Source organism: Ruminococcus sp. HUN007, assembly GCF_000712055.1.
Taxonomy (GTDB): Bacteria; Bacillota; Clostridia; order Oscillospirales; family Ruminococcaceae; genus HUN007.
Map to the genome: position 1 here is coordinate 1,185,675 of NZ_JOOA01000002.1, position 16,283 is coordinate 1,201,957.

General features: G+C 42.4%; 15 protein-coding genes. 1 reads left to right on the forward strand and 14 read right to left on the reverse strand.

What is annotated here, in order from left to right; all coding sequences use genetic code 11:
- Window positions 1–33: 33 nt before the first annotated feature.
- The 10 genes from CC97_RS09225 to CC97_RS09270 all read right to left on the reverse strand — a co-directional run bounded on the left by CC97_RS09225 (window position 34) and on the right by CC97_RS09270 (window position 12,014).
- Entirely contained in the window at window positions 34–216 is a 183-nt protein-coding gene (locus CC97_RS09225) for a hypothetical protein (RefSeq protein WP_044974723.1), read from the reverse strand.
- Window positions 217–252: 36 nt separating this feature from the next.
- Window positions 253–1,149 carry a hypothetical protein gene (locus tag CC97_RS09230; RefSeq protein WP_044974724.1) on the reverse strand — a complete coding sequence of 299 codons (897 nt, stop codon included), beginning with the start codon at window positions 1,147–1,149 and terminating at the stop codon, window positions 253–255.
- Between the two features lie 114 nt (window positions 1,150–1,263).
- Complete coding sequence (locus tag CC97_RS09235; RefSeq protein WP_044974725.1) at window positions 1,264–3,420, reverse strand: Tex family protein; 2,157 nt, start codon at window positions 3,418–3,420, stop codon at window positions 1,264–1,266.
- A gap of 66 nt (window positions 3,421–3,486) precedes the next feature.
- Window positions 3,487–5,454 carry an ABC-F family ATP-binding cassette domain-containing protein gene (locus CC97_RS09240; RefSeq protein ID WP_242848162.1) on the reverse strand — a complete coding sequence of 656 codons (1,968 nt, stop codon included), beginning with the start codon at window positions 5,452–5,454 and terminating at the stop codon, window positions 3,487–3,489.
- A 179-nt stretch (window positions 5,455–5,633) separates the two neighbouring features.
- Window positions 5,634–5,828: a diguanylate cyclase gene (locus tag CC97_RS09245; RefSeq protein WP_044974727.1), complete on the reverse strand. Its 195-nt coding sequence runs from the start codon at window positions 5,826–5,828 to the stop codon at window positions 5,634–5,636.
- Complete coding sequence (locus CC97_RS09250; protein WP_044974728.1) at window positions 5,825–6,988, reverse strand: pyridoxal phosphate-dependent aminotransferase; 1,164 nt, start codon at window positions 6,986–6,988, stop codon at window positions 5,825–5,827. Before CC97_RS09250 ends, CC97_RS09245 begins: the two co-directional genes overlap by 4 nt.
- A 189-nt stretch (window positions 6,989–7,177) precedes the next feature.
- Entirely contained in the window at window positions 7,178–8,518 is a 1,341-nt protein-coding gene (locus CC97_RS09255) for an AMP-binding protein (RefSeq protein WP_044974729.1), read from the reverse strand.
- Between the two features lie 477 nt (window positions 8,519–8,995).
- The gene (locus CC97_RS09260) at window positions 8,996–11,095 is read right to left on the reverse strand and encodes an Ig-like domain-containing protein (RefSeq protein WP_044974730.1); all 2,100 of its coding nucleotides are present in this window, start codon (window positions 11,093–11,095) and stop codon (window positions 8,996–8,998) included.
- Window positions 11,096–11,452: 357 nt separating this feature from the next.
- Window positions 11,453–11,767, reverse strand: a complete 315-nt coding sequence (locus CC97_RS09265; RefSeq protein WP_197021851.1) for a type II toxin-antitoxin system RelE/ParE family toxin — start codon at window positions 11,765–11,767, stop codon at window positions 11,453–11,455.
- A complete protein-coding gene (locus CC97_RS09270) occupies window positions 11,757–12,014 on the reverse strand; it encodes a type II toxin-antitoxin system Phd/YefM family antitoxin (RefSeq protein ID WP_044974731.1) in 258 nt (85 codons plus the stop codon). The genes CC97_RS09265 and CC97_RS09270 overlap by 11 nt, the downstream gene beginning before the upstream one ends.
- 394 nt (window positions 12,015–12,408) lie before the next feature.
- Between CC97_RS09270 and CC97_RS09275 the strand changes: the two genes are divergently transcribed.
- Window positions 12,409–12,609, forward strand: a complete 201-nt coding sequence (locus CC97_RS09275; protein ID WP_044974732.1) for a hypothetical protein — start codon at window positions 12,409–12,411, stop codon at window positions 12,607–12,609.
- Window positions 12,610–12,834: 225 nt separating this feature from the next.
- Here the strand turns inward: CC97_RS09275 and CC97_RS21315 are convergent, their stop codons facing one another.
- From CC97_RS21315 to CC97_RS09295, 4 genes are read right to left on the reverse strand one after another with little or no spacing between them, the layout of a single operon-like run.
- Entirely contained in the window at window positions 12,835–12,969 is a 135-nt protein-coding gene (locus CC97_RS21315; protein ID WP_278245329.1) for a hypothetical protein, read from the reverse strand.
- Between the two features lie 11 nt (window positions 12,970–12,980).
- A complete protein-coding gene (locus CC97_RS09285; RefSeq protein ID WP_044974734.1) occupies window positions 12,981–13,892 on the reverse strand; it encodes a cysteine synthase family protein in 912 nt (303 codons plus the stop codon).
- A 3-nt stretch (window positions 13,893–13,895) separates the two neighbouring features.
- Window positions 13,896–15,056 (reverse strand): aminotransferase class V-fold PLP-dependent enzyme, encoded by a 1,161-nt coding sequence (locus CC97_RS09290; RefSeq protein ID WP_044974735.1) that lies wholly within the window; start codon window positions 15,054–15,056, stop codon window positions 13,896–13,898.
- Between the two features lie 52 nt (window positions 15,057–15,108).
- Complete coding sequence (locus CC97_RS09295; RefSeq protein ID WP_044974736.1) at window positions 15,109–16,005, reverse strand: class I SAM-dependent methyltransferase; 897 nt, start codon at window positions 16,003–16,005, stop codon at window positions 15,109–15,111.
- Window positions 16,006–16,283: the final 278 nt, after the last annotated feature.

Genomic DNA, 16,283 nt, shown 5'->3' on the forward strand with positions numbered 1-16,283 from the left:
TTTAAGCGGCAGTCCTGACTGCCTTATGATTTGTCACCGAAAATTAAGGTCGGTGTTTCTGATGATGGAACTGAGCCGTCTGTTCTGATCCACCATTCTGTCGATTCTCTTCTGCATCTGCGAATAACGGAACTGTTCGTCATTCCTGATGTCGATCATATCGTCCTGCTCCTCAAGAAAATCAAGAGTAACATCTGATAAAAAATCCTTTTCCATAATTAAGTTCCCCTCCTTGATCACAAAAAACCCTTTTTACTCCTGTGCTGCCTCCGGTGCAGCTGCTTCCGGCTGCGGTTCAGGCTCCGGCTCAGGTTCCTGCTGCTGCGGCGGATCCGGTTCCTGCGGTTCAGGAACCTGAGGCTGCGGTGCAGGCTCTTCGACTGACGGCGGAACAGACGGCGGATCAGGCTCTGCCTGAGGCGACGGTGCTTCTGTTACCGGATTTACCGACGGAGCTTCTGTTACCGGTACGGCAGCCGCTTCTGTTACCTTTGCTGTTGCTGACGGTTTTGATGAAGCTTTTGCTGCTGCCGTTGTTGTTTTTGGCGCAGTCCATATCTTTTTGGTTGTAACCGCTTCAGTTTCTTCCGCTTCATCCTTTTTCCATTCCCATGACGGTGCTGCTGTCAGCCCGACTGAAGTAACAATACCTTCAGTTACGTCAGGTGATTCTGTATTTTTAGGAATGCGTGATTCCTTAACGGTTATCTGGACATTATAAGCATAGAACGTATCACCGTTCGGCTTAGGTATTGAGGCAACTATCATGACATTGCCTATACCAGGCTGTTCAAGTGTGCGCATCGTGCGTCCGTCATCGAAAACGACACTTAAATCATCAAAATTGTGAGCTTCGATCATCACTGACGCATTGTCCGGAAGTCCGGAAGACTTCGCCAGTGCTCTGCGAAGCGTATCTTTTGCTGCAAAAGGCTCTTCAGCGTATATTTCTGTATCTGTGCTGTAGGAACCCATGTAAACTGCTTCACCGATTATATCCGATACTTTCATCATCGGCTGTGAAGAATTATTACCTGTATTCTGATTATCTTTCTTGTTGTTATGCGGAAGAATAAACCATATTGCCACTGTAAAAACTGCAATGACCATAAGAACAAGAAGAGCTATTGCTATATTTCTTCTGAACATTTCTCATGTCTCCCGATCTGTTGTTTTTCTGTTTTACGAACCCTGACAGAACCTGATTCTGTCAGAGGCCCCCTCTATAAAAAATTATATCACGTATAAAATCCTTTGTCAACGTCATTTACCAAGTCTCATTGTAAGACTTATGCGTTTCTTTTTGACATCTACGCCAAGAACTCTTACCTTGACGACTTCACCTACTTTTACGGCTTCCAGCGGGTGCTTTATGTAGCGGTCACAGATCTGGGAGATGTGTACAAGACCGTCTTCGTGAACACCGATATCCACGAAAACACCGAAGTCGATAACATTTCTTACTGTACCCATGAACTCCATGCCTTCCTTAAGGTCGGTGATCTCCATTATGTCACCGCTTCTCATAAGCGGTGGCGGAAGTTCATCACGAAGGTCACGTCCCGGTTTCTGAAGTTCTGATACGATATCCTTCAGTGTAGGAACACCGATGTCAAGCTTTTTGCTTATTGCAGGAATACCTATTTTATCAGCACGTGACTTTATATCCCCTGCTTTTCCGTCCTTTATATCAGCAAGACTGAAGCCGCATTCCTCAATAAGTTTCATAGCTGCGTCGTAGCTTTCCGGATGAACAGCCGTGTTGTCAAGCGGATTTTTTCCGTTACGTACTCTTAAAAATCCGGCGCACTGCTCAAAGGCCTTCTGGCCGAGTTTCGGAACTTTAAGAAGCTGCTTTCTGTCGGTGAACTCACCGTTTTCCTCACGGTATGATACTATGTTCTTTGCGATGGATGCATTGATACCGGCAACGTATGAAAGAAGCGAGTGTGAAGATGTGTTGAGATCAACGCCGACTGAGTTTACACATGATTCAACCACGCCGCCGAGCGCTTCGTTAAGTCTTGCCTTCGGCATGTCATGCTGATACTGACCTACCCCGATAGCCTTCGGTTCGATCTTTACAAGTTCAGCAAGCGGATCCTGAAGTCTTCTTGCGATAGATACCGCACTTCTGAGTGAAACGTCGTAGTCAGGAAATTCTTCGGCTGCAAGCTTTGAAGCTGAGTAAACCGAAGCTCCTGCCTCACTTACGACCATATAGCTTACCTTCTGGTCAAGGTCCTTGATTATATCGGCAACTGCAGCTTCCGATTCTCTTGAAGCAGTACCGTTACCTATGGCAATGGTATTTACCTTCTGGTTTATGATTATTCTCTTAAGCTTCTGCTTTTCCTTTTCGATCCTGTCTGCAGAACCCATTGAGATGTGAACTACGTCTGTGTAGAGCACCTTTCCGGTATGGTCAACAACTGCCACCTTGCATCCCGTTCTGAAACCAGGGTCAAGTCCGAGTGTGACTGTGTTCTTGATCGGCGGCTGGAGAAGGAGCTGTCTTAAGTTTTCGGCAAATACCTTGATAGCCTGCTCCTGCGCATTTTCCGAAAGGACTGATCTTATTTCACGTTCGATTGACGGGAAAATAAGTCTCTTGTAACTGTCATCGGCAGCTGCTTCAACTATTGAAGCGGAAGCACTCTGGTTCTTTACATACCTGTTTGCGCACATTGCAGCAGGTGTGTCATCCGGTGCTGTTATGCTCACCTTAAGGAAATCTTCCTTTTCACCGCGGTCAAGTGCAAGTATTCTGTGGTTTGCAGTCTTTGCAACAGGTTCTGAGAAATCGTAGTAGTTTTCGTATACGCTTTCAGCATTTTCGTCAGCTGCCTTTGAAACTATGATACCGTTCTTAAGAAAATATGCACGGAGCGTCTTTCTGAGTTCAGCATCGTCTGAAATGTTTTCAGCAATGATATCTGAAGCACCTGCAAGTGCATCTTCGGCAGTTTCAACGCCCTTTTCGGCGTCAACGTATTTTGCAGCCTCGGCATTCGGGTCGGCGCCCTTGTTCTGAGCCATGATAAACTCAGCCAGAGGTTCCAGTCCCTTTTCCTTCGCAATGCCGGCTCTTGTTTTTCTCTTCGGCTTGTACGGACGGTAAAGGTCCTCGGCTTCAACGAGAGTACGCGCATTGCTGATGGTCTGACGGAGTTCGTCAGTAAGCTTGCCCTGCTCGTCGATAAGTCCGATTATCTCTTCCTTTCTCTTTTCAAGATTGCGCAGATAAGTCATGCGGTCGAAGATCTCACGAAGTATCTGGTCATCAAGTGAACCGGTAGCTTCCTTTCTGTATCGTGCAACGAACGGGATAGTTTTTCCGTCATCGAAAAGTGCAATAGTGTTGTCGATCTGTTCCCGGCGGAGCTTGAATTCCTCCGCAAGCACCTGGTTTATATCCATTGTATTTCCTCCTGTATTTCCTTGTTTATTTTAAGCCTCTCCGGAAATGTCATTTATCCCGGTCGTTTACTGCAGTGTTTCCGAAAGTTCAGCCCACTCATCAAACAGCTCATTCGAGAGTTCCTTGATCTCATTTATCCTCATGCATTTTTCATTCATCAGGTTATAATCGGCAAGAACTTTTTCATCTGTGAGTTCGGATTCAAGAGTTTCCTGCTCTTTCTGAAGTTCTTCCATCTGTTTTTCAATGTCACGTATGCGCTGTCTGTTCTTCGCGTCGATGTTACGCTGTTCCTTGGTTTTGAATGCCTTTTCCTTTTTCTCGGCATACTCTTTTCTCAGCTGCTCCTGTTTTGCAGCAGTGACAGCTTCGGCAGCAGCCTGTTCACGTGCATTCTTTGCTTTCATGTAGTCGTCGAAACCGCCGGCATAACTTTCAGTGCCGTTTGCGGTGATCTCGAGAATACGTGTGGATATCCTGTTTAAAAGATAACGGTCGTGGGAGACATATATAATGGTTCCCTCAAATCTTTCAAGAGCATCTTCAAGGACTTCCTTGGTCTGAAGGTCGAGATGGTTGGTCGGTTCGTCGAGGATAAGCACATTTCCGTGTTCCATCATCATGATGGCAAAGCAGAGCTTGCACCTCTCGCCGCCGCTTACAACGCCTGCCTGCTTGAAGACATTTTCGCCGACAAGTCTTACCCTGCCGAGAAGATTACGCACTTCAAGGTCGGAAAGAAGCGGATAGCGGCTGTGTATCTCCTCGAAGACAGTGTTCATTCTGTTTATGTTAGCTGCTTCCTGATCGAAGTAGGATATCTTTACATTTGCCGCCCATATCACCTTGCCTTTGTGGGGAAGCTTTTCCTGAATGACTTTCAGAAGCGAGGACTTTCCTATTCCGTTGTCACCTATGACGGCGAGTTTTTCACCGCGTCTTACTTCAAATGAAAGACCGTCGACCAGAGTCCTGCGGTCATCGCCGAAGCCTACTGAAACGTCGATATCCTTTACCTTTAGGACCTCCTGCGGCGGATCCATCGCAAAAGTAAATTCGAGCTTTGCTGCCTTGTGATAAGTGTTCGGCTTTTCTATTCGTTCCATCTTGTCAAGGGCTTTGACTCTGCTCTTGGCACTCTTCGAAGTTGAAGCACGTGCCATATTTCTGGCAACATAGTCCTCCATCTTCGCTATTTCCTTCTGCTGGAGCTCGTACTCCTTCTGCTGACGGGTAACAGCCTCAGCCTTGAGTTTTGTGAAATTCGTGTAATTGCCCTTGTATCTTGTAAGCACGGTGTTTTCAATCTCACAGATGGATGTTACGGTCTTGTCAAGGAAGTAACGGTCATGGGATACGATAAGCAGTGCACCCTTATAGTCCTTCAGGTAATCTTCAAGCCACATTACCGTTCTGAAATCAAGATGGTTCGTCGGCTCGTCGAGGATGAGAATATTCGGATTTTCCAGAAGGAGCTTTGCAATCGCCAGTCTTGTCTTTTCACCGCCTGAGAAGCTGGAGATCACTCTGTCAAAAAGGTCCTCGGTAAATCCCATACCGTTGAGGATGGTTTTTATTTTTACCTTTATATTGTATCCGTCATTTGCCTCATAGTAGGATGACTTCTGTGCGTACTCCCCTGAAAGCTTTTCATAGTCCACCGGATTTTCAGCCATGAGCTTTTCAAGTTCCTTCATGCGGTCGGAAACTGCGTAAAGTTCAGAAAATACACCTTTCATTTCTTCAATGACAGTGTTTTCATTGTCGAGAGCACCCATCTGTTCGAGGTAGCCTATGTTCGTCTTCGAAGCAAAAGAAATGATCCCGTCTTCTTCGGTAAATCTGTCCGGATCTTCCTTTCCGGTTATAAGGCGCAGAAGAGTAGTCTTGCCGCATCCGTTTACGCCGATAAGTCCTATGCGGTCATTTTCATCTATTGTAAGGTTTATGTCCTTAAGTATCTGATTTCCGTTGTAAAACTTATTTACATTTGTCATGCTTAAAAGCATCTGTTTACCACCATTTCTGTTCATTTAAACGAGTCTGATCAAGTATTAATTATACCACAGAAATGCTTAAATGTCCACAGATTTTTACAATGGTACAGGAGCCGCTGTCTGCACAGCAGATGATGAAAGCAAAAGTACCGGCTCACTGAAAGCCACGTTCAGGCCTTCGGTGAGCCGGTACAAAACCGCTGTTTTAGTATATTTTATGTGAGATCCGACTGATCACCGGACTTCATCTGCTTTTTTCTTTCGTACATTCTTTTATCGGCAAGCTGTTCGGCTGATTCCGGATCACTGTCATCAGGATCATATTCCGCCATACCGTATGCTATACGCAGCGGAACAGGTGCATTGCCGGACGTATTGAATTTCTGCTGTTTCCTGATCAGCCGGATCAAACCGGCATTTTCTTTCTTATGTCGTTCAGACGTTCAAGTGCATTTATCAGTGTCTCGTTTTTCTTTGCGTAGTGGAGTCTGATGTATCTGTTTTCGGGTTCCTTAAAGAAACTTGAACCCGGTACCGCTCCTACACCTACATACTCGGCGAGCTTTTCGCAGAAATCAAGGTCACTTTCGTAGCCGAATTCTGAAATGTCAAGGAGAATGTAGTAAGCACCTTCCGGAACGGTATGGCTGATACCGATGTCATCGAGCCCCTTAAGGAAAAGGTTACGTTTTTCAGTGTACTTGTCTTCGAGCCATTTATAGTAGTCATCACCGAATCGAAGTCCTGTTACCGCAGCTTCCTGAAGCGGTGCGGCTGCTCCTACTGTAAGGAAGTCGTGAACTTTCTTTACTCTGTCGATGATATGCGCAGGAGCTATTACATAGCCGAGTCTCCAGCCGGTTATCGAATATGTCTTCGAAAGTGACGAGCATGATATGGTTCTTTCCCACATACCCGGAAGGCTGGCAAAATATACGTGCTTATGCGGTGCGTAAACGATGTGTTCGTACACTTCATCTGTAATTACGAATGTATCATATTTCTCTGCAAGATCAGCTATGATCTTCAGCTCGTCGTAAGTAAACACCTTGCCGCACGGATTTGACGGATTGCAGAGTATGAGAGCTTTCGGGTGCTGTCTGAATGCATCTTCAAGCACCTCAGGATCGAAACTGAAAGCCGGCGGAACGAGCGGAACATAGATAGGTTCAGCTCCGGAAAGAATGGTGTCAGCGCCGTAGTTTTCGTAGAAAGGAGAGAAAACTATTACCCTGTCGCCAGGATCGGTAACACTCATCATTGCGGCCATCATGGCTTCTGTGCTTCCGCAGGTGACAACTATCTCACCGTTCGGGTCTATTGTTCTGCCCATGAAACGTGTCTGTTTTTCAGCGAGCGCCTCACGGAAATTCTGAGCTCCCCATGTGATCGAGTACTGGTGAAAGTCTTCCTTTGTGACCTCTGCAAGGCGGTCAAGTATAGCCTTCGGCGGTTCAAAATCCGGGAAACCCTGTGAAAGATTCACCGCACCGTATTTATTCGAGACTCTTGTCATACGTCTGATGACAGAATCGGTAAAACCAACTGTTCTTTTTGAAAGTTCTGGCATAAAAACCTCCGTCTATAAATATGGTGTATCGGAATGATCCGGTACACCAGTTATCTTTTTTACGTAATGCTTATCTGTATGCAGGGAGCAGACGTAACCTGTCTGATCCGCAGTGCATTATGAAATCAGTGCGGGGACCGGAACAAAGTCCGCATCCCCCGTCAATCACTGATATTTATTATACTGAAATCAGATATTGTAGTCAAGGTTTCTTTCGTCGATAATTCTCTTTGACTTGTGTTCTGAACGAGTGTTGAGTCCGCCGTCCGGATGAACGACTACCTTTGCAGGCTTAACACCGATACGTGCCTTGAGTGCTGCACTTACCTGTTCTGCAACTTCTTCATCGCTCTTTGCGTTGTCAGCATTCTTTTCGATTTCAACAGCATACTTGTTTGTGAAGTCCTTCTCGAAGATACGAATGAGATATTCACCTGTGATGCCGCTCTGTTCACGGATAACAGCCTCAATATCGCTCGGGAACACATTAACGGCTGAAACTATGAACATGTCGTCCTTTCTGCCGAGGATGCTGATTCTTCCGTGAGTACGTCCGCAGCGGCACTTTGTTGTATCTATGCGGCCGATGTCGCCTGTCTTGAAACGGATAAGAGGACGTGCATGCTTGCGGAGTGTTGTGAATACAAGCTCACCTGTCTGACCAGGTTCAAGTACTTCACCTGTGTGAATGTCAACTGTTTCAACGAGAATGTGGTTTTCTGCAATGTGAAGACCGTCGTGGTATTCGCACTGTGCTGCGCAGGCACCGAAAATATCTGAAAGTCCGTAGAAGTCGAATACTTCAGCTCCCCAGATCTCCTCGATAGCCTTTCTTGTTGCGTCGATCGATCCGCCGAGCTCACCTGCAACGATGATCTTCTTTATGTTAAAGTCCTTCTTCGGATCATATCCTGCCTTGAGTGCCTTTTCACCGAGCTGCCATGCATATGATGGAGATGTCCAGATTATTGTAGGCTTGTATGTCTTGAGTATGAAGAGGAGTCTTTCACTTGGAAGTGTACCACCCCAGATACATAAAGCACCGAGATTCTGTGCGCCGATTACGTCAGGACCGCCAACGTAGAGTGAGAAGTTGAGGGCGTGAACATAACGGTCATTTGGTCTCATACCGATCTGCCAGAACCAGCGGCTTTCTGTGTCCTGGAATTCATCGAAGTCCTTCTTTGTAAACGGGCTCATTGTCGGTACGCCTGTTGAACCTGATGAAGTTGAAATGAATACTACATCATCTTCCGGAACAGCAGCAAGTTCACCGAGGAATGAACCAACGCCCTGTGTGTCACGCTGTGTTTTCTTGTTGATGAACGGGAACTTCTGAATGTCCTTAAGTGTCTTTATATCTTCAGGCTTAACCCCGGCTTCATCGAATGAACGCTTGTAGTAAGGCGCATTGTCGTAAGCGAATTTTACGATCTCCTTAAGGTCTTCAAGCTGTCTTTTTTCAAGTTCTTCACGAGGGAGTGTTTCAAGTTCCTCATTCCAGAATTTATTGTTTATATCTCTGCTCATTTTTTATTCCTCCGTTTTTTTATTTATCTGAGTAATTATATCTGTTTGGTATGTTTTTATTATACACCCGTCTGCCCTGCTTGTCCAATACGCCATTCTTATTGTCAGTTATAAATTATGGCTATAGCGTTTATAAAAGAATAAGCCAGCTTTGTGTTTCTGATTTCACGACATAAAAATGTGCGACTGCGCCCATTTATGCCTTGGCTCACTTACCTAAAACAATAAATGAAATGAACTGATCCTTTTCATTTAAAAAGAATAATTCAAAACTTCAATGGTATCAACTGTATAAAAAACACAGGTGCTTTTTATCGTACGAAAACACCATCATGTTAAAGAAACGCCTTACGGCGTACTATCATAAAGCAAGCCGTATGTACGATTTTATTCATACATACGGCTTGCTAATATTTTAAATCTTAAAATCTATTATCAGTTATAGCCAGCGCCTCAACGATTCACTGCATTTATTATTTAATTCAACACTTTATCTTTAATAAGTATTAAATCAAGAATATTTATAATATTATCATCATTTAAATCTGCCAGTTTAATGTTCTTTATTTCAGAACCACTTTTTCCGTTCATATACTGTATAAGTTTTAATACGTCTAAACTGTCAATTGTACCATTCTCAATAATATCTCCTTTGATACCATCTACACCACCTGTAGAATTCAAAACCACAACATTACAGAAAATGTCAACGCCTTCAATACTAGCTCTTATAATTGCACGTCCTGACTTTACAGTAGTTACATTTCCATTATTATCAACTGATGCTATTTTATCATCTGAAGAACTCCATTTAATCCTAGTATTCTCTATCAAAGAATCATCTTCGGATGAATATACTTTTAGTTCTGCCTTTCTTTTCTCCCTTAATTCCAATTCAGTTTTGCTAAAATAAAAATTGTAAACAACTGAAATAACGCATGATTCTGTTTTTCCGTCACAATCTACTGTAATAATTGCACTTCCAGCACCTTCCGCTCTAACTTTACCACTTTCATTAACAGTAGCAACAGATTCATCACTTGATCTCCAAATGGGCTCTTTTGAACAACTAGTTGTCAGTAAAAGCGTTTGTGACTCACCATATTTTTTAAAATCAATTTTAGTTTTATTCAATAACATAAAAAAATCATTTTCACCATTTTCAAACTGAAGTTTTGGAAAATCATCTTCAACATAGTAAAATCCATCACCTAAACTTTCGGCAAAAGGCTCTTTCTTCATATTACTTATATTTTTGGCAATTCCATCATAATTAGAATCTCCCATTACTCCTCTTATATTATTTCCACTTAAATAGTATAGCTTATCAAGTATATTGTTTTTTCTTGAATCTTGTTCACCTATCAGTGCAGCTAAACTTGTCTTACCTACATTATAAGCGGAAATAAGACTTCCTGAATTATACCCCAACAGTCCTCCAGGATTTCCACTTTTCGATTGAATGGTTGCGACATTATATACATTCTTTATATTTCCAACATTACTGCCACATATACCACCCATTTGGATTGAGTAAAGTACACCTGAATTTATAACTTCATTTTCATTTTTACAATTAACAATACTTCCGCTCGATGAACTTGTTATTCCTCCAAAACATGCTGTTAAATAATTAAGATAATTATAATTCTTTTGCACGCCGCTACCATTTCTTTCCATTACCATTGACCTGCCAGTGTTTGACTGATATGACGATAAAACACCTGAATTGATACAATTTGCAATTGATGATCTAAAATCGAGTTGACCGCAGATACCTCCAAAAAACAACAATGAACTATCTTCCTTCTCATATGTCATCATCGTTCCACCTGGAACCGTCTGAACATTTGTACACTTCGCTGAAGCTTGAATAATTGACCAATCAGGAATCTGAATTTCACCACGATTAGTTATATTCGCTTTGTTCTGACAATTACATATCTTCGTTGCATTTGCTACCCCTATAACCCCAGCTAAAGTAAAATTAGATGAGATTTTCCCAGTAACTATTATACTACCTTCTACAATACAATTATTAATTTCTGAATTATTACCTACTCCAACTATTCCGCCTAAACAAGATGAATTTTCACAATTCACAAATAAATCTTGAAATTTCAAATTCATTATTTTCGCTTCAGAAACAGATTTTATAAAAGAATCAGTTGTATACATACCTATGATACAATGATTATCGCCTTCGATAGTTCCTTCGAATAATTTCATACTACTCCAGCAATGTGCAGGAGGTTTTTGGTTCCATTCTTCAAACAGTGAAACATCATTGAAAACAATATCATCTTCTAACACTATCGTCCTGCCTTTCATTGTATTGCCTGAATTAACGATTTCAGCCAATCCGAGAAGTTCACTTGCGTCAGAAATATGGAACGTGGTTTCTTCACTATCATACCAGCTTGTATCAAAGTTTCCATCCCACTCATTTATCTCTACTGCTTCTGCATTCACATGCAAAATCTTATTTTCACTCACACCTATAGAATTTCCTGTATAAACGAATCCAAGTAACAACGCTGTAAATCCGCCTATAAATCTCCTCAATGACATAAACATAACAAATCCCCCTATACATTAGCTTAATTCATCAAATATTATTATCCAATTTTAGCAAACAAAAAATCGATGTTATCACACTATTTTTCATAGTTGTTCATCACAGTTTTGTTTAATATATTATAATCATAACACATTTATCTAGCTTTTTCAATAGAAACATCATGTATTTTTTGAGTATTTTCGCCTTAATGCGCATAATAGACAATAGAGGTGATTGATAATGACTGAAGAGTATGTTCAAAACAGAATTACACAATTTCGACTTCAGAAAGGTGAATCAGAATATCAAATGAGCGCCTTCGGCGCACTATTAATAATTATGGCACCTCGAACGAGGTGCCATAACCTTTTTTATCAAAGCATTTTCGTTAAATCACGTCGATTATAGATAAACCGTCTTACTTCCATTATATCATCGATTACAACATAAAAAACTGAATAGTTTCGGATATTGATTCTATAGTAATCCAGTTCTCTGTTTCTGGATGAAGGATAGGCTTTAAATGCAAGCGGACATTCAAGGCGCTCAAGAATCACAGCTTCAACATCATTTATCAGTTTTTCAGCTGCTGCAGGATTCTGAAGATTATTTGAAATGTAACGCACACACTCCATCAAATCTTCCTGAAAGCCCGGCAGGTAACGTAAAGTGTATCTTCTATTTTCCAATTGCTTTACGTACCTCCGAAAAGACTTCATCATGAGTTAATCTTCTTTCAGTAGTCCTTGCTTCATAATCAGATTCATCAAGTTTTGATTCAATATTATCAATTAAGTCAGAGTAAGTTTCAATGCTCATGACAACCATGGTTCCATATCCGTTTTTAGTCAGATACACAGGTTTTCCCTCGTTCACAACGGCTTCAATTTCTGTATATTTATTACGTAAATCAGATACCGGACGAATATCGATCATAAATAATCACCTCTAAATTTTATCAGTTTAAGGCTTATCCTTTTATCATAATTTTATCATAATTTTATCGTCACGTCAATAAAAATATTAGCATGGTCACTATTGGAAGATGAAGCAGCTCTACTTTCAAAATTTCGCAATCTTACAGAACGAAACAAGGGTAAAACTGAACTGTTTATTGGCCAGCTTACAGAAACTCAAAATAACAAATAGCAACCAAAAGTCAACTTGTTACAACGGGCACCAAGCGGTGCTCGTTTTCAATAGTATGCCGGAGGCATACCATTTTGTATTGTGACGTATTATGGTAGAAAAGCACTTGATTTATATGGTAAAATCGGTTATAATATAACAAAGAATAATCGTTACTATTTTAGCAAAGGAGGAAAAACATATGGCTACTTCAAGCATCACAGAAACTCTCAGAGTTAATAATCCTAAATTACTTGAAGCATACGCTGAAGCGCTTGAAAAATCGGAATCTGAACCCGTTATTTTTGCTTCATCACCAATACACAAAGAAGATTCAGATCCGGATGCTATTCGTGATATTTTACTTCGAAATATTGAAAACTGGGGTAAAATAAACAAATGATAATATACAACATAAAAGAAATGATAGCAACTGGAAACGAGGAAATAGTCAGAAAAGTTATATCTTCATTTTCCTGTGCAAAAACAAACGAAGATGGAACAGCCGAAATTCTAAATTCTGACATAGAAAGCTTTCTTTATACCAATGCAATACAGTTTGCAAAAATGAGCGCCTGCGGCGCACTATTAATAATTATGGCACCTCGAACGAGGTGCCATTACCTTTTTATTTTTCTATTGCTTTACGTACCTCCGAAAAAACTTCATTATGAGTTAATCTTCTTTCAGTAGTCCTTGCTTCATAATCAGATTCATCAAGTTTTGATTCAATATTATCAATTAAGTCAGAGTAAGTTTCCATAACAAATCATCTCACTCGTAAAGTCCGGTGCTGAAATATCTGTCGCCGCGGTCGGGGAAGACTGTTACTATGTTTCCCTTTGCTCCGCTTTTTATGAGTTTCAGAACTGCTGCCATGGCGGCCCCGGATGATGAGCCGGCGAAGATGCCTTCTGTGCGGGCGAGGCGTCTTGATGTTTCGAATGCTTCGTTATCGGTTACCTTTATTACGTCGTCCACAAGGGACATGTCCATTGTGTCTGCAATAAAGTCGTTTCCTATGCCTTCAATATTGTAGTCGGCGTGCTCTCCGCCGCCCATTGTGGAACCTACCGGATCGGCAAGTATACCTTTTGCGGAAGGAACGTGTTCCTTAATATACCGCAGTATGCCGGAATATGTTCCGCCGCTGCCTGCGCCGGCAACTACATAATCTATCTTACCGTCAAGGGACTCAAAGATCTCACGGCCTGTTGTTTCGTAGTGGGCAAGAGGATTGCTCTGGTTTTTGAACTGTTCGAGTGAAATAGATCCCGGTATCTGTGCCTTGATCTCCTCCGCTTTTGCTACTGCGCCAAGCATTCCGAGTTCACGCGGAGTGTTTACAACTTCCGCACCGAGAGCACGGAGAAGAGCCTGTTTTTCTGCTGAAAACTTCGTAGGCACTACAAAAATAATGCGGTAACCGCGGTTAAGTGCGGAAAATGCAATTCCGAGTCCGGTGTTGCCGGCAGTGGCTTCAACTATCGTGCCGCCTTTTTTCAGAACTCCCCTGCGTTCAGCATCGTTTATCATGTAAAGTCCGGTACGGTCCTTGACACTTCCGGACGGGTTCCAGAGTTCAAGCTTCGCAAACACATTTACACCGTTTTCGTTTACTATATTACCAAGTCTTACAAGAGGAGTGTTACCTATCAGCGCCTGCATGGAATCATAGTAATTCATGACTCATACCTCCGCCTTTTCGATTGCCTGTGCAAGATCTGCAAGAATGTCATCTATCTTTTCAATACCGGTTGAAAGGCGGATGAGACCGTCGGTTATACCGACCTTCTTGCGTATATCTGCAGGGATGGATGCGTGTGTCATAGTTGACGGATGGCATACCAGTGACTCAACACCGCCGAGGCTTTCAGCCAGTGAGATGAGTTCAAGACTTTCGAAGAATTTGTTTATGTCATAGTTTTCGTGAAGTTCGAATGAGATCATTACACCGCCGTTCTTTGCCTGTCTGCGGTTGATGTCATAGCCCTGCGCGTTTTCAAGACCCGGATAGTAAACTTTCTTTACCGCCTTGTGTTCGAGAAGGAACTTTGCTGCCTTTTCAGCATTTTCAACGTGTCTGTCCATACGTACTGCAAGAGTTTTGATTCCGCGGATAAGAAGGAATGAGTCAAAAGGTCCGAGCACACCGCCTGTTGAGTTCTGGATAAAGGCGATCTTTTCAGCCAGCTCCTTTGAGTTTACCACTGCAAGTCCAGAAACAACGTCACTGTGTCCGCCGAGGTACTTTGTTGCACTGTGAACAACGATATCTGCTCCGAGTTCAAGCGGCTTCTGAAGGTATGGTGTCATGAATGTATTGTCCACGATAACGAGAAGATCATGCTTATGTGATACTTCTGCAACTGCCTTTATATCAGTGACTGTCATAAGCGGATTTGCCGGGCTTTCAATGATGACAGCCTTTGTGTTTTCGCTGATCTGGCTTTCATAAACTGAAAGATCTGTTGTGTCGGCAATGGTATAGCTTATGTCGAAATGATCGAACACTTTGCTTAAAAGACGGAATGTACCGCCGTATACATTACTTGAAATAAGTACGTTGTCACCGCTGTGAAGAAGGCTTAAAACTGCTGTAAGAGCAGCCATTCCTGAAGCGAACGCGAATCCCGCATAACCGCCTTCAAGATCTGCGATAAGTTTTTCAAGTGCCTCACGTGTCGGATTTCCTGTACGTGAATATTCGTAGCCTCTCATTTTTCCGAGACCGTCCTGCTTGTATGTTGATGTCTGATAGATCGGTATGTTTACCGCACCTGTTGTTTCGTCGATTGAAATTCCGCCGTGGATAACTGCTGTTTCTGCGTTTGTATATTTACTGCTCATTGTAATTTCTCCTTAAATTAAATAATTTTCTTATCGGAACTCCGGCACTGATTTACTCATAATCGTATCCGGCTGTGTATCTTGCTGAAATAAGGCTTACGTTTTCAAAAGCCTTTAACCCGTCTTCACGTCCGTCGAAATATTCGCTCTGGACCTTTTCAGGCGGCATGTATCTGTCTATCTGGAAACCCAGCGAATAGAGTGCACGGGACACTTCATTGTAGTCAAAACCTCCGCGCATTACCTCGCCGAGATCCCTTGTTATTTTTTCAAGCTTTGCCACCCTGTCAGGAAATGTTCCCGTCTTCACAGGATAGTCAAAGGCGAGTTCACTGCCTAAAGCTGAAAGCTCAGCCATCTGTTTCAGTGTATCAGTGAAAACATCCAACGTAAGATAATATGATACCCCCAGTATGCTGAAAAAAGTTTTTCTGGAAGGATCAAAACCGGAATCCAAAAGCCTGTCGCTCATCTTTTCCTTTTCGAAATCCACCGGAACGTAGTGAACGTTCTTTCTTAATATCCATCCGAGTTTCTTTATCTTCTCAAGTTTGTAACGCTGCGTGTCCGGATGATCGATTTCGAAGACCTCAATGTTGTCATTGTCGTTTCTGAAACCGAATGTATCAAGGCCGGAACCGCATATGACGTACTGGATCTTTCCGTTTTCCTCTGCAAACTCTGCAAGTCTTTTCTCCGTAAAATGTATTCTTGTAAGCGGTATCGGTGAAAAGTATTCATCAATGAATCCGCTTTTTTCTTCCCCCGTCGTCCCTTCAGGAAGACCTGCTATTTTATTTATCAGCTCTCCTGTTTTGTCATATTCATCTTTACCGAGCATGTCGTAGGCGAGATAATCATCGTAGATCTTCTCACGTGATCTGTTCGAATGCCATGCTCTGACAAAAGCGCATATCTTAGCCGTTACGCTTTCTCTTTTATCGACCATAAATACCTCCGGTTAATCTTTCTGAAGCCATAAAAATAGCGTGAAATGCATATCACATTCCACGCTTGTAAGGTCATTCGACCATATTTATTCTGTCGGCAACACGAAAGTGCAGCATCGCTTCATAAGAACACGGGGAATATGATGATCTGATTTATTCATGATACAACAACATATTCTTCTACAGCTTTTCATGTTTAGCACTCCTTGTTTTAATTTTTTATTTCCGCACCTCAGATCCGGCAAGCCGGACCTGAGGAAGAGGAATCTGCGGAGCT